This is a genomic window from Streptomyces sp. NPDC048192, from assembly GCF_043202415.1.
GTDB lineage: Bacteria > Actinomycetota > Actinomycetes > Streptomycetales > Streptomycetaceae > Streptomyces.
Map to the genome: position 1 here is coordinate 169537 of NZ_JBIDAL010000001.1, position 14121 is coordinate 183657.

The following is a 14121-nucleotide window of genomic DNA, read 5'->3' on the forward strand; positions in this document are numbered from 1 at the left end:
ACCGCCGAAGGGAGAGCGCCGCTCACCGAGCGGCGAGCCGTGCCTCGGCCGCCCGCCAGCGCGCCGCGTCGCCGCGCGGCGTGTACCGGGTCAGCGGCTGGGTGCGGGCCAGCAGGGCGCGCATCGCGGGCAGGTCGCCGACCAGCCCGTGGGCGCGGGCCTGGACCAGCACGTTGCCCAGCGCCGCCGCCTCCGTGGCGCCGGCGACCACGGGCAGCCCGCAGGCGTCGGCGGTCAGCTGGCACAGCAGCGCGTTGCGGGTGCCGCCGCCGACGACGTACACCACGTCCACCACATGGCCGGCGAGCCGCTGCGCGTCCTCGACGGCCCGCCGGTGGGCGAGGGCGAGGGAGTCCAGGATGCACCGGGTGACCTCCGCCCGCGTCACCGGAACCGGCTGCCCCGACGCCCGGCACGCCTCGGCGATCCGCTCCGGCATCCGCCCCGGCGCCAGGAAGGCCGCGTCGCCGGCGTCCACCACCGAGCGCAGCTCCGGCACCCCGCCGGCCTCGCGCAGCAGCGTCTCCAAGTCCGGCTCGCCCCAGGCGCGCTGGCACTCCTGGAGCAGCCACAGCCCCATGATGTTGCGGAGATACCGGACCGTGCCGTCGAGCCCCAGCTCGTTGGTGAAGTTCGCGGCCCGGCTCTCCTCGGTGAGCACCGGAGCGGTCAGCTCCAGACCCGCCAGCGACCAGGTGCCGGTGCAGATGTAGGCGAAGCGCTCACCGGTGGCCGGGACGGCGGCCACCGCCGAGGCGGTGTCGTGCGAGCCGACCGCCGTCACCGGCACGGGACCGGTCAGCCCGGTCTCCTCCAGCACCTCCGGCCGCAGCACGCCCGCCGGGTCGCCGGGCTGCCGCAGCGGCGCGAACAGCCCCAGATCGATGCCGAGCCGGCCGGCGACGTCGTACGACCACGTCCGCGTCCGGGGATCGATCAGCTGGGTGGTGGAGGCGTTGGTCAGCTCGGTGCCCTGCTCGCCGGTGAGCCAGTACGAGATCAGGTCCGGGACCAGCAACAGCCGCCGGGCCTGCGCGAACTGGGCGGTGGAGCGGGCGGCCGCCAGCTGGTACAGGGTGTTGAACGGGGCGTACTGCAGCCCGGTGGCCGCGTACAGCTCCTCGGCGGGCACGCTCGCCCCCACCTTCTCCGCGATCCCCTCGGTGCGGGCGTCGCGGTAGTGCACCGGGTTGCCCAGCAGGGCCCCGTCGGCGTCCAGCAGACCGTAGTCCACCGCCCAGCTGTCGATGCCGACGGAGTCCACCCGGCCCGCCGCCCGCAGCCCGTCCAGCACACCGCGGTACAGCCCGAGGATGTCCCAGCGCAGCCCCTCCGCGAGCCGCACCGGCCGGTTGGGGAACCGGTGCGCCTCGCTCAGCTCCAGCGCGTCCGGGCCCACCCGGCCGACCATCACCCGCCCGCTGGAGGCGCCCAGATCGACCGCGGCGTACGACCTCACGGGCCCGCTCACCGCAGGAAGGCGGCCACGACGCCGGCGTCGACCGGGACGTGCAGCCCGGTGGTGTGGGTCAGTTCGCCGCCCGTCAGGGCGAACACCGCGTTGGCCACGTGCTCCGGCAGCACCTCCCGCTTCAGGATCGTCCGCTGGGCGTAGAACTCGCCCAGCTTCTCCTCCGGTACCCCGTACACCGCCGCCCGCTGCGCACCCCAGCCGCCCGCGAAGATCCCCGAGCCGCGCACCACACCGTCGGGGTTGACCCCGTTGACCCGGATGCCGTGCTCACCCAACTCGGCCGCCAGCAGCCGTACCTGGTGGGCCTGGTCGGCCTTGGTCGCGGAGTAGGCGATGTTGTTGGGCCCGGCGAAGACGGCGTTCTTGGACGCGATGTACACGATGTCACCGCCCAGCCCCTGGGCGATCATCACCCGCGCCGCCTCCCGCGAGACCAGGAAGGAACCCCGGGCCATGATGTCGTGCTGCAGGTCCCAGTCGCGCGCCGACGTCTCCAGCAGCGGCTTGGAGATGGAGATGCCCGCGTTGTTGACGACCAGGTCGACGCCGCCGAAGGCGAGCACGGCCGCCTTGAAGGCCTCGGCGATCTGCTCCTCGGAGGTGACGTCGACGGTCACCGCCACCGCCTTGTCGGGGCCCAGCTCCTCGGCGACTTCAGAGGCCTTCTCGCCGTCGAGGTCCGCGACCACCACACAGGCGCCCTCGGCGGCCAGCCGGCGCGCGATCGCCCTGCCGATCCCGCTGCCGGCCCCCGTCACCAGAGCCACCCGGGTCGCCAGCGGCTTCGGCTTCGGCATCCGCTGGAGCTTGGCCTCCTCCAGCGCCCAGTACTCGATGCGGAACTTCTCCGCCTCCTCGATCGGCGCGTACGTCGACACCGCTTCCGCGCCGCGCATGACGTTGACGGCGTTGACGTAGAACTCGCCGGCCACGCGCGCCGTCTGCTTGTCCCTGCCGAAGCTGAACATGCCCACGCCCGGGACCAGGACGATCGCCGGGTCGGCGCCGCGCATGGCGGGGGAGTCCGCGGTCGCGTGCCGTTCGTAGTAGGCGGCGTACTCCTCGCGGTAGGCGGCGTGCAGCTCCTTCAGCCGGGCCGCGGCCTGCTCCAGCGGAGCGGTCGGCGGCAGGTCCAGCACCAGCGGCCGTACCTTCGTGCGCAGGAAGTGGTCCGGGCAGGACGTGCCCAGCGCGGCGAGCCGCGGGTGCTCGGCGCGGGCCAGGAAGTCCAGGACGACGACGGTGTCGGTGAAGTGCCCGACCTGCGGCTTGTCATGGGAGGCGAGGGCCCGGACGTACGGCGCGAGGGCCGCGGCCCGCTCCCGCCGCTCGGCCTCGGGAAGGGCCTCGTACCCCTCGATCACCGGCCCGAAGGGCTCCGGCTTCCCCCGCTCGGCGAGGAACGCCTCGGCGGTGCGGATGATGTGCAGCGAGTTGCGCTCGCACTCCTCGGAGGTCTCGCCCCAGGCCGTGATGCCGTGGCCGCCCAGAACACACCCGATGGCCTGCGGGTTGGCCTCCTTGACCGCCGCGATGTCCAGACCGAGCTGGAACCCCGGCCGGCGCCACGGCACCCACACCACCGTGTCGCCGAAGCACTCGGCGGTCAGCTTCTCCCCGTCGGCGGCGCAGGCCAGCGCGATGCCGGAGTCGGGGTGGAGGTGGTCGACGTGCGCCGCGTCGACGAGCCCGTGCATGGCCGTGTCGATGGAAGGGGCCGCCCCGCCCTTGCCGTGCAGGCAGTAGTCGAAGGCCGCGACCATCTCGTCCTCGCGCTCGACGCCGGGGTACACCCCCTTCAGCGCGCGCAGCCGGTCCAGCCGCAGCACGGCGAGCCCGGCCTCGGTGAGCGTCCCGAGATCGCCACCGGACCCCTTCACCCACATCAGCTCGACGTCGCCGCCGGTCACCGGGTCGGTGCCGGTGCCCTTCGCCGAGGCGTTGCCCCCGGCGTAGTTGGTGTTACGGGGATCGGAGCCGAGCCGATGAGACCGGGCCAGCAGGGCGGCGGCTTGGGGGTGGGGTGCCATGAGCGGTTCTCTTCCTCGTGTCGTCGGTCGAGGTTGAATCGTTTCAGGAACCTAATGGGCGGGATGTGGGGCCGTCAAGGTGTGGGAGGGGGTGGCTTTGGGGGTGGGGGAGGGGTGGGGTCTTCTTCCGGGGTCTTCCGGGGTCTTCCGGGGGGCTTTGAGGGTGCCGGATGGCGATCGGGGCTTGGCGGCGTGAATCGATTCACGACATGTCGGCAGTGCTTCTCGGATTCGCTTCGAGAGGACGGCTTGTTACCCTCTGGGACACACCGAACGGAGGTGCCAGGTCATGGAGTCCCGGTCACTGCGCTACTTCGTAGCGGTCGCGGAGGAACTCAACTTCACCCGGGCCGCCGAACGCCTGGGCATCTCGGTCCCGCCCCTGTCGCGCGCCATCCGCAAGCTCGAGGCCGACCTGGGCGTCGCCCTCTTCGAGCGCACCACCCACCACGTCGCCCTCACCCCGTCCGGCACCGTTCTTCTGGAGGAGGCCCGCGTCGCCCTCGACGCGCTGCGCGCCGCCTGCCGACGGGCCCAGCGGGCGGCGGGCCCCGAATCCAAGCTCGTCCTGGCCGTCAAGGCCGACGGGGACGCGGGCCTGCTGGAACCGCTCCTGGCCCGCTATGCCGCCGAGCCGGGGGCCCGGCCCGTCACCGTACGCCTCTCCGGCTGGCGGGAGCAGACCCGGCTGCTGCGCGCGGGCGAGGCCGACGCGGCCCTGGTCTACGAGCCGTTCGAGCGTCGGGGCCTGGACGCCGAGAGGCTGGCCGTGGAGCCCCGCCTCGCCGCCCTCCCGGCCACCCACCCACTCGCCGCCCGTGACCACCTCACCCTGGCCGACCTCGCCCTGCCCGGCGTCGAACCGGGCCGCGCCGACGGGCTGCCCGGCTACCTCGACTCGGTCGTGGCCCGGTACGCCATCGCCGACCTGTCCCAGCTGCTCACCCTCGTCGAACTCGGCGAGATGGTCACGCTCCTCCCCGAATCGGTCACCACCCGCTATCCCCGCCCGGGTGTCGTCTACCGCCGCATACCGGACGCGCCCCCGGCCGCCCTGTGCATCGCCTGGCCCCAGCAGTCCCGCTCGACCGCCACGGCGGCCCTGGTCCGCGCGGCCCTCGCGGTGGCTCCGGCGGCGGAGGCGGCGGCATGACATGCGGGCGCTCATGGCCGCCGCCGTCGCGGCAGCGGTGACCGAGGTGATGACGGTGGGTGGGCGGTGACGGCGGATGGAGCCGTGACGGCGGATGAGGAGGTGGCGGTGGGCGGCGGATGAGGCCAGATCGCGCCTCCCGGAAGGGATGTCCGCACCCTCTGTCACCGGCTGAGTGGAGCCGCGTGTTGGTGACGGCGGCCGGGGCGATGCCGGCGGGTGAGGCGGTGACGGCGGCGGAGGCGGTGACAGCGGCGGCCGGGGCGATGCCGGCGGGTGAGGCGGTGAAGGTGTTCCGTCGGCTCTTGAGGCGCTCCAACGTCACGTCCTGCCTCGGGAGTTGACCTGCAACTCTGCGAGCCTGGGAGTCAGCCGTGTCAGGGTTGGCGCCGATGCTGCCCGGCAGAGCGATGCGAACGCGCGCGGTCTGCCGGTGAGTGGCGCGGGTGTCGCCGCCACCACGGAGTCGGGCAGGTGGCAGCAGCCTCAGGTCTCTGTGTCGGCAGCAGCTTCTGCTTCTAGGATCTGCGCCATGGCGACAAGGCTCGTGCAGATCAACATGAAGGCCCACGACGACTCCGCGCTCGGCCGGTTCTGGGCGGAAGCCCTCGGTTGGGGCGTCGACAGTGAGGGACCCGGGGTGACCAACCTCGAGCCCGTGGGCTTTGCCTACCCCGACCCCGTGGCCGTCTGCATCGACATCATCGCCCGCCCGGAACCCAAAACGGTGAAGAACCGGGTGCACCTCGATCTGGCCACCAACTCGACCGCCCACCAGGCGGAGTTGGTCGCGCGCCTGAGGCGTCTCGGCGCGACGCTCGCCGACGTGGGCCAGGGCGACGTCCCCTGGACGGTCATGGCAGACCCGGAGGGCAACGAGTTCTGCGTCCTGGAGCCCCGCCCGGTCCACCAGGACACCGGGCCGGTCGCCGCGGTGGTGGTCGACTGCACCGATCCACGAGGGATGGCCCGGTTCTGGGGCCAGGCGATGGACTGGACGCTGCACGAGGTCACCGACGACCACGCGACCATGCGCTCGGCCGAAGGCGTCGGCCCCTACCTGGAGTTCGTCCGCACCCCCGACACCAAGAGCGTGTGGAACCGCGTCCACCTCGACGTCTCCCCTTACCCCGGTGACGACCTGGCCGCGGAGGCAGCCCGGCTGCGCGACTTGGGCGCCACCGACCCAGGTATCGACCAGTCCGCGATCTCCTGGACGGTTCTGGCCGACCCGGAAGGCAACGAGTTCTGTCTCCTCAGCCCGCGCTGACATCCACGCGGTGACACCAGAGGTACCGGCGCTCGCGCACCTACGCGTCGGGGTCGCGGAGGCCGACCGCGTCATGCCGCCAGAACGGCTCCGCGTAGACCAGCGTCCCCGTCATCCATGGCTCGTACGTCGGCAGCCGGATGGCCTGGAAGGCGCCATCAGGGATACGCAGGGACGGCTTCCGGAAGCCGAGGACATCACCGGGTGCGAAGCCGAAACGCGAGTAATAGCCCGGATCGCCCTCCAGGAAGACGAGGGGAACGACGCGCCCGGCGAGCATCCCCAGTCCGCGCCGGACGAGGGCCGAGCCGATACCGCGTCCCTGGAGTTCGGGCAGCACGGCCAACGGGCTCAGGACTTGGACGTCGACCAGCCGCCGAGGGGCGTCGAGCAGACTGCGCGTGAACATGATGTGGCCCACGACCCGCCTGTCGTGCTCGGCGACCAGCGAGAGACCGCTCTCCGGCGTGATGGTGTCCCGCAGGGTATCGACCAGATCGGCCACCACCAGGCCATGGTCACCGAACGCTCGCAGGTGAACGTCCCGCACGGCCTGTCTGTCTCCGGGGAGTTCGTCGCGGACATCCATGCCCGGAGGGTAAGGGCCCTCCGGGCGGCTCGCACACCGTTGTGCAGCCGGGCACGCCGGCCGTGGCCGGAAGTCCGGTGCGGCCCGCTAAATCCCGTTGTGGGTGCGGGGGCGCCGCCGTAAGGTCACCGGCATGTCTTTACGTCTCCGTATGCGTCAGGCACTGCCGGAAGCGATGCGCGCCCGTGACAAGGCGGCGGTCAGCGCCCTGCGCGCAACGCTTGCCGCGCTGGACAACGCCGAGGCGGTGCTCGTGGACGAAGCCGGACTCCGAGGCGCGGCCCTTGAGCAGTCGCCGGTCGGTGTCGGCGTGACCGAGGCAGCGCGACGTGAGCTGAGCGAGCGGAGTGTGGCGGATGTCGTACGGGCCGAGGCCGCAGAGCGACTGGAGGTCGCGGCGCGGTTGACCGCGCCCGCACACGCCGACCGAGCCGCACGACTCCGCGCGGAGGCCTCCGTGCTGCTCCGCTTCCTCGACGAACCCGGCACCGCGTAGAAAACGGCGCCGCGCAGCGCCCGAAACGGCACGGGCGGGATTGAAGAGCGAGTCCGGCCTCAGCCCGCCCAGCCCCCACCCCCATCGCCGTCCCGACCAAGCTCGCCGCCCCGGAACCGGCCCAGTCCTCACCCCGTCGGCCTTCCAGGCCCACGGCAGCAGCCTTGATCAGGCCCGTCCCGCCCGGAAGCCGCCCAACCCCCACCTCGCCGCACCCTTGATCAGGCCCGGCCTGCCAGGAACCGGAACCGCCCTCAGCCCGCCGCAACCTGACGAGTCTCCAGCCTGCCGGGAGCCCCGGTCAGGCCGCCGGCGCGGAGCCGGCGCAGTCTCCCCCCGCCGGCCCCCTGGCCCCGGTCCGCCGAGCCCCGGTCAGTTCGCCGGCGCGGAGCCGGCGCAGTCCCCCCGCCAGCCCTCAGCCCCCAGTCCGCCGGGCCCCGGTCAGGCCGCCGGCGCGGAGCCGGCGCAGTCCCCCCGCCAGCCCTCAGCCCCCAGTCCGCCGAGCCCCGGTCAGGCCGCCGACGCGGAGCCGGCCCAGTCTTCCCGCCGGCCCCTAGCCCCCAGTCCGCCGGGCCCCGGTCAGGCCGCCGGCGCGGAGCCGGCGCAGTCCCCCCCGCCGGCCCTCAGCCCCCGGTCCGTCGAGCCCCGGTCAGGCCGCCGACGCGGAGCCGGCCCAGTCGCCCCGCCGGCCCCAGCCCCCAGTCCGCCGAGCCCCGGTCAGCCCGAGCTCCACCAACCCCCTTCGCGGCCCCTCTCAGGCCCGAGCTCCGCCAACCCCCTCCGCGGCCCCTCTCAGGCCCCCCACCCCGCCTGCTTGCCGCCGACGCGGGACTCGGTGATGCGCTCTGCCCAGCCCGAGCGGCGGTACGCCGCTACCGGGTCGGGGTCGAGGCCCAGTTCCTCGCGAACCTCGGCCAGCAGCGGACGTACGTCCGTGTTGTACGCGTCCATCAGCACCGCGTTGGCGCCGAGCACGTCGCCCTCGCGCTGAGCCGCTGCCAGCGCCTCGCGGTCGACGAGGAGTGCCTTGGCCGTGGCCTCCTGGACGTTCATGACCGAACGGATGATCGCCGGGATCTTCGCCTCGATGTTGTGGCACTGGTCGAGCATGAAGGCGACCTCGGAGGTGAGCCCGCCGCCCCGGACGACCTCGTACATGATGCGGAAGAGCTGGAAGGGGTCGGCGGCGCCGACCATGAGGTCGTCGTCGGCGTAGAAGCGGGAGTTGAAGTCGAACCCGCCGAGCTTCCCTTCCCGCAGCAGGGTGGCGACGATGAACTCGATGTTGGTGCCGGGCGCGTGGTGCCCGGTGTCCACGACCACCTGGGCCTTGTCGCCGAGCTTGAGGCAGTGGGCGTAGGCCGTGCCCCAGTCCGGGACGTCGGTGGCGTAGAAGGCGGGCTCGAAGAACTTGTACTCCAGCAGCATCCGCTGCCCGTCCCCGAGCCGCTCGTACACCTCCGCCAGCGCCTCGGCGAGCCGGTCCTGCCGCTCCCGGATGTCGTCCTGGCCGGGGTAGTTCGTGCCGTCGGCGAACCACAGCTTCAGATCCCTGGAGCCCGTGGCGTCCATGATGTCGACGCACTCCAGCAGATGGCCGACGGCCTTGCGCCGGACCGCCGGATCCGCGTGGCAGACGCTGCCGAGCCGGTAGTCGTCGTCCTGGAAGGTGTTGGAGTTGATCGCGCCCAGCCGCAGCCCGTGCTCCTCGGCGTACTTGGCGAGGGCGGCGTAGTCGTCGACCTTGTCCCACGGGATGTGCAGGGCGACGGTCGGGGCCACGCCGGTGAACTCGTGGACCTTCGCCGCGTCCTGCAGTTTCTCCCAGGGATCGCGCGGCACGCCGGGCTGGGCGAACACCTTGAACCGGGTGCCCGAGTTCCCGTACGCCCACGACGGCGTCTCGACGGCCTGGGTCTTGAGCGCGGCCTTCACCGCGACGAGGTCGGTCACTGCGGGGCTCCTGGTGTTGTCGGTCGGGACGGGTGCAGGCGTATGAAACGATTCAGAACCGCAAGGTATGAGCCTCCAGGTGGGGTGTCAAGCGCTCTGACCAACCCTGTTGCCCGTGACTCCGTCGTGACCTTTGGCTATCGAAAGTTTTTCGACCCGGACCCATTGACGTGACATGGCTGTGGTGCCTACGGTCCCGGCAATCCAGTTGAAACCTTTCACGACCCCGTGGAGGCCCCCAGTGGCCCGTCCGCCGGTGTCGTCGAGGAGCCTGACATGACCCACCCGCCTGACCCGCGGCCGGCGCCGGTGCTGGCGCTGAAGGGCGTCTCCAAGTCCTTCGGCGCCGTACGCGCCCTCAGGGACGTCTCCCTGGAACTGCTGCCCGGCGAGGTGCACGCCCTTGCCGGTGAGAACGGTGCGGGCAAGTCGACCCTCATCAAGACCCTCGCCGGGGTGCACCGGCCGGACGCCGGCCAGGTGCTGCTCGACGGCGAGCCCGTCGTCTTCCACGGACCCGGCGACGCCCGCGACGCCGGTATCGCCGTGATCTACCAGGAGCCCACGCTCTTCCCCGATCTGTCGATCGCCGAGAACATCTTCATGGGCCGCCAGCCGCGGCGCGCGCTCGGCCGGATCGACCACAAGGCCACCCGCGCCGCCACGGCCGCCCTGATGAAGCGGCTCGGCGTCGAGCTCGACCCCGACCGCCCGGCCCGCGGCTTGTCCATCGCCGACCAGCAGATCGTGGAGATCGCCAAGGCGCTCTCCTTCGACGCCCGGGTCCTGATCATGGACGAGCCGACCGCCGCCCTCACCGGCAGTGAGGTCGCCCGGCTCTTCGGCGTCGTGCGCGCCCTGCGCGAGCAGGGCGCCGCCGTGCTGTTCATCTCGCACCGGCTGGAGGAGATCTTCGAGATCTGCCGGCGGGTCACCACCCTGCGCGACGGCGCCTGGATCTCCAGCGAGCCGGTCGACGGCATGACCGAGGACGATCTCGTACGGCGCATGGTCGGCCGCGACCTCGACGAGCTGTATCCCAAGCAGGACGTCGAGCCCGGTGACGTCGCCCTGAAGGTGCGCCGGCTGACCCGCGAGGGTGTCTTCACCGACGTGTCCTTCGAGGTCCGGCACGGCGAGATCGTCGGCCTGGCCGGGCTCGTCGGCGCGGGCCGCACCGAGGTGGCGCGGGCCGTCTTCGGCATCGACCGCTGGGACGCGGGCGAGGTCGAGGTCGAGGGACGCCGGCTCACCAACGGCGCACCGTCCGTCGCCATGGCGGCCGGGCTCGCCCTCGTTCCCGAGGACCGGCGCGCCCAGGGCCTGGTGATGGACATGTCCATCGAGCGCAACATCGGCCTGACCGGACTGCGCACGACCGTCCGGGCCGGGCTGGTGAATCGCCGTGCGGAGCGCAGCCGGTCCCTCGACTGGGCCGTCAGGCTCCAGGTCAAGTACGCCCGGATCGCCGACGCCGTCTCCACCCTGTCCGGCGGCAACCAGCAGAAGGTCGTCCTCGCCAAGTGGCTCGCGACCGGCCCGCGCGTGCTGATCGTCGACGAGCCGACCCGCGGCATCGACGTCGGCACCAAGGCCGAGGTGCACCGGCTGCTGGGCGAGCTGGCCGCCGACGGCGTGGCCGTCCTGATGATCTCCTCCGATCTGCCCGAGATCCTCGGCATGGCCGACCGCGTGCTCGTCATGCACGAGGGCCGCCTCACCGCCGAGATCCCCCGCGCCGAGGCCACCGAGGAAACCGTGATGGCCGCAGCCACCGGGAGGGCCGCGTGAGCGACGCACGTGTCGGAACAGCCTGCGCGCGGCGCGGTTTGCCGGGGGCGGCGGAGGACGGCCGGGACTGCGGGCCGCAGACGAACACCATGACCGCACCTCTGCGCCGCACGGGCGGAGACGGCGGTGCCCCCGGCCGGAGGCCGGGGGAGAACGAAAGGGACAGGGCATGACGGTGACCACGCCCGGCCGAGCCCCCGCCGCCGAGGTGCCCGAGTCCGGCGGCACCCGGCTCGTCGACCGCGTCTTCAAGATGCGCGAACTCGCCATTCTGGCCGTGTTCCTGGTGATGATCGTCGTCACCCAGCTCGGCAACAGCGAGTTCCTGTCCGAGCAGGGCGTGAAGGACCTGCTCCTCAACGCGACCATCCTGGTGCTGGTCGCCACCGGCCAGTCGCTGGTGGTGATCACGAGGAACGTCGACCTGTCCGTCGGCTCCACCCTCGGCATCTGCGCCTTCGCCGCCGGCGACTATCTGCGCGGCGGCGGGAACGCGGTCGTGGCCCTGGTGCTGGCGGTGCTGATGGGCATCGGATTCGGCCTGCTGAACGGCCTGCTGGTCAGCCTCGGCCAGGTGCCGGCCCTCGTCGTCACCCTGGGCACGCTTTACATCATCCGCGGCGCCGACTCCATCTGGGTCGGCTCCCGGCAGATCACCGCGGCCGACCTGCCGGGCGGCTTCGTGGACTTCGGCTCCGGCGGTGTCTCGGCGGTGCCGTGGCTGGCGCTGATCGCGCTCGCCGTGCTCGTCGCCACCGCGTACTACCTCAAGCACTTCGGCAGCGGGCGCGAGCTGTACGCCCTCGGCTCCAACCCCGAGGCGGCGCGGCTCGCCGGCATCCCGGTCCGCAAGCGGATCCTGGCCGCCTACACGTTCTGCGGCGGCCTCGCCGGCCTCGCCGGCGCGATGTACCTGGCCCGCTTCGGCAACGTCGACTCCGGCACCGGCAACGGATACGAACTCACCGTCGTCAGCGCGGTCGTCGTCGGCGGCGTGGTGTTCACCGGCGGCTCCGGCAGCGTGTACGGGGCCGCGCTGGGCGCCCTGCTGCTCACCTCCGTCAACAGCGTGCTGCCCGCCCTCGGCGTCAGCTCCGTGTGGGTGCTCGCCATCAACGGCATCCTGCTCATCCTCGCCATCGCGGTCGACCGGGTCGTCGCGCTGCGCGTGGCCTCCGCCCTGAAGAGGAACGCCCGCCATGCCTGAGTCCCTGACGCGCGCGGTCCGCTGGGACACGGTCGTCGGCGCGCTCCTGGTCGTCCTGCTGCTGCTCTCCTTCGGCACCGTCGACGGCTTCGGCAACGCGCTCAACCTGTCCTTCCTGATCGGCAACACCCTGCCGATCGCCCTGATCGCCCTGCCGATGACGCTGCTGGTCGTCGCGGGGGAGATCGACCTGTCCGTCGCCTCGACGGCCGGCCTGTCCGGCGCGGTGATGGGCAAGCTGTGGAACGACGGCATGGCCATCGAGACGATCGTCCCGCTGTGCCTGCTGCTGGGGGTGGTGTGCGGGCTGGTCAACGGACTGCTCGTGACCCGCCTCGGGCTGCCCTCCCTCGCCGTCACCATCGGCACCCTCGCCGCCTACCGGGGCATCGCGCAGATCGTGCTCGGCTCCGACGCGGTGACCGACTTCCCCACGCAGTACCTGGACTTCGCGGCCGGACGCATCGGGAACACCTTTCTGCCGCAGGCCTTCGTGCCGTTCCTGGTGCTGCTCGCCGTCGCCGTCGTCGTCCTGCACGCCACGCCGTTCGGCCGGTCGCTGTTCGCGATCGGCGCGAGCGAGGAGGCCGCGCGGTTCGCCGGGATCCGGGTCAGGCGGCACAAGCTGATCCTGTTCACGGCGACCGGCCTGATGGCCTCGCTCACCGGTGTCTACTGGGCGCTGCACTACGCCAGCGCGCGGTACGACAACGCCACCGGGCTCGAACTCTCCGTGGTCGCGGCGGTGCTGCTCGGCGGCATCGACTTCGACGGCGGCAAGGGCACGCTGGGCGGCGCGATCGCCGGGGTGTTCCTGCTCGGCGCGCTGCAGAACGTGATGAGCCTGCTCAACGTCTCGGCGCAGTCGCAGATCGTCGTCACCGGCGTGCTGCTCGTGATCTCCGTGCTCGGTCCCCGGGTCGCGCGGCAGATCGGTGCGGCCAGGGCGGCGGCCCGCTCGGCCGGATAGACCGTCCCCCGGCCGCGGGCCCGCCCCGCCGCATGTCCCGTCCCACCCCGCGACCCCTCAAGGGGCGCGCCGTACCCACCCTCGTAACGAAGGACCCGATGCCATGCGCAAGTCGTCGCTCCGCCGCACCTGTGCCGCCCTCGCCGCCGGCACCAGTCTGGCCCTCGCCCTCACCGCCTGCGGCGGCACCACCAAGAAGGACGTGGACAGCGGCGGCGCCGCGGCCGCGTCGACCGCGAAGGCCGATCCCAACGCGGCCACCAAGAAGGGCCTGACCGTCGGCTTCCTCCCCAAGCAGGTCAACAACCCCTACTTCACGACCGCCGACAAGGGCGGCGAGAAGGCGCTCGCCGAACTGGGCTCGAAGTACAAGGAGGTCGGCCCTTCCAGCGCCACCGACACCGCCGGGCAGGTCAGCTACGTCAACACCCTCACCCAGCAGCAGGTGAACGCGATGGCCGTCTCCGCCCAGGACCCGGGCGCCCTGTGCACCGCGCTGAAGCAGGCCATGAGCAACGGCATCAAGGTCGTCACCTACGACTCCGACACCAAGACCGACTGCCGCAACGCCTTCGTCTCGCAGGCGTCCGCGGAGGACCTCGGCCGTACCGAGGTGCAGCTGCTCGCCCGGCAGATCGGCTACAAGGGCGAGATCGCCGTGCTGTCCGCCGCCCAGACGGCCACGAACCAGAACACCTGGATCGGGTACATGAAGGACGAGCTGAAGGACCCCAAGTACAAGGACGTCAAGCTGGTCAAGATCGCGTACGGCAACGACGACGCCCAGCAGTCCTTCCAGCAGACCCAGGGCCTGCTCCAGCAGTACCCGAACCTGAAGGGGATCATCTCCCCGACCACCGTCGGCATCAAGGCCGCCGCCCAGTACCTGTCGGGTTCCAAGTACAAGGGCAAGGTCAGGTTGACCGGCCTCGGCACCCCCAACGACATGCGCAAGTACGTCAAGAACGGCACCGTCGAGGCCTTCGAGCTGTGGGACCCGGCGAAGCTCGGCGACCTCGCCGCCCGCACCGCGGTCGCGCTGGCGTCCGGGCAGATCAGCGGCAAGGAGGGCGAGACCTTCAAGGCCGGCGGGACGACGTACACCATCGGCAAGGACGGCGTGATCAACCTGGGCAAGCCGACCGTGTTCGACGCGAAGAACATCGACCAGTTCAACTTCTAGGCGGA

Annotated in this window: 11 protein-coding genes; 7 read left to right on the forward strand and 4 right to left on the reverse strand. The window is 72.0% G+C overall.

Annotated elements, in window-relative coordinates; genetic code table 11:
* Positions 1-22: 22 nt before the first annotated feature.
* Both ACGFZN_RS00745 and ACGFZN_RS00750 read right to left on the reverse strand, forming a co-directional pair.
* Positions 23-1459, reverse strand: coding sequence for a rhamnulokinase family protein (locus ACGFZN_RS00745; protein WP_393856277.1), 1437 nt, complete (start codon positions 1457-1459; stop codon positions 23-25).
* An 8-nt stretch (positions 1460-1467) separates the two neighbouring features.
* Positions 1468-3504: a bifunctional aldolase/short-chain dehydrogenase gene (locus tag ACGFZN_RS00750; RefSeq protein WP_393856278.1), complete on the reverse strand. Its 2037-nt coding sequence runs from the start codon at positions 3502-3504 to the stop codon at positions 1468-1470.
* A 289-nt stretch (positions 3505-3793) separates the two neighbouring features.
* Between ACGFZN_RS00750 and ACGFZN_RS00755 the strand changes: the two genes are divergently transcribed.
* Together ACGFZN_RS00755 and ACGFZN_RS00760 are read left to right on the forward strand one after the other, a co-directional pair.
* Positions 3794-4657, forward strand: a complete 864-nt coding sequence (locus ACGFZN_RS00755) for a LysR family transcriptional regulator (protein ID WP_393856279.1) — start codon at positions 3794-3796, stop codon at positions 4655-4657.
* 532 nt (positions 4658-5189) lie between these two features.
* Positions 5190-5927 (forward strand): VOC family protein, encoded by a 738-nt coding sequence (locus tag ACGFZN_RS00760; protein WP_393856280.1) that lies wholly within the window; start codon positions 5190-5192, stop codon positions 5925-5927.
* 40 nt (positions 5928-5967) lie between these two features.
* Here the strand turns inward: ACGFZN_RS00760 and ACGFZN_RS00765 are convergent, their stop codons facing one another.
* Positions 5968-6516 (reverse strand): GNAT family N-acetyltransferase, encoded by a 549-nt coding sequence (locus ACGFZN_RS00765; protein ID WP_393856281.1) that lies wholly within the window; start codon positions 6514-6516, stop codon positions 5968-5970.
* Positions 6517-6691: 175 nt separating this feature from the next.
* Between ACGFZN_RS00765 and ACGFZN_RS00770 the strand changes: the two genes are divergently transcribed.
* Positions 6692-7012, forward strand: a complete 321-nt coding sequence (locus ACGFZN_RS00770; protein ID WP_393856656.1) for a hypothetical protein — start codon at positions 6692-6694, stop codon at positions 7010-7012.
* A gap of 792 nt (positions 7013-7804) precedes the next feature.
* On the opposite strand, the gene rhaI is transcribed toward ACGFZN_RS00770, so the two are convergent.
* Positions 7805-8965: an L-rhamnose isomerase gene (rhaI, locus tag ACGFZN_RS00775; protein ID WP_393856282.1), complete on the reverse strand. Its 1161-nt coding sequence runs from the start codon at positions 8963-8965 to the stop codon at positions 7805-7807.
* Between the two features lie 276 nt (positions 8966-9241).
* On the opposite strand from rhaI, the gene ACGFZN_RS00780 reads away from it, so the two are divergent.
* The 4 genes from ACGFZN_RS00780 (at position 9242) to rhaS (ending at position 14116) form a co-directional block, all read left to right on the forward strand.
* On the forward strand, positions 9242-10756 hold the full coding sequence (locus ACGFZN_RS00780; protein WP_393856283.1) for a sugar ABC transporter ATP-binding protein: 1515 nt from the start codon (positions 9242-9244) through the stop codon (positions 10754-10756).
* Positions 10757-10925: 169 nt separating this feature from the next.
* Entirely contained in the window at positions 10926-11963 is a 1038-nt protein-coding gene (locus ACGFZN_RS00785; RefSeq protein ID WP_393856284.1) for an ABC transporter permease, read from the forward strand.
* Positions 11956-12933, forward strand: a complete 978-nt coding sequence (locus ACGFZN_RS00790) for an ABC transporter permease (RefSeq protein WP_393856285.1) — start codon at positions 11956-11958, stop codon at positions 12931-12933. Before ACGFZN_RS00785 ends, ACGFZN_RS00790 begins: the two co-directional genes overlap by 8 nt.
* 103 nt (positions 12934-13036) lie before the next feature.
* Positions 13037-14116 carry a rhamnose ABC transporter substrate-binding protein gene (gene rhaS / locus ACGFZN_RS00795; RefSeq protein ID WP_393856286.1) on the forward strand — a complete coding sequence of 360 codons (1080 nt, stop codon included), beginning with the start codon at positions 13037-13039 and terminating at the stop codon, positions 14114-14116.
* Positions 14117-14121 lie beyond the last annotated feature (5 nt).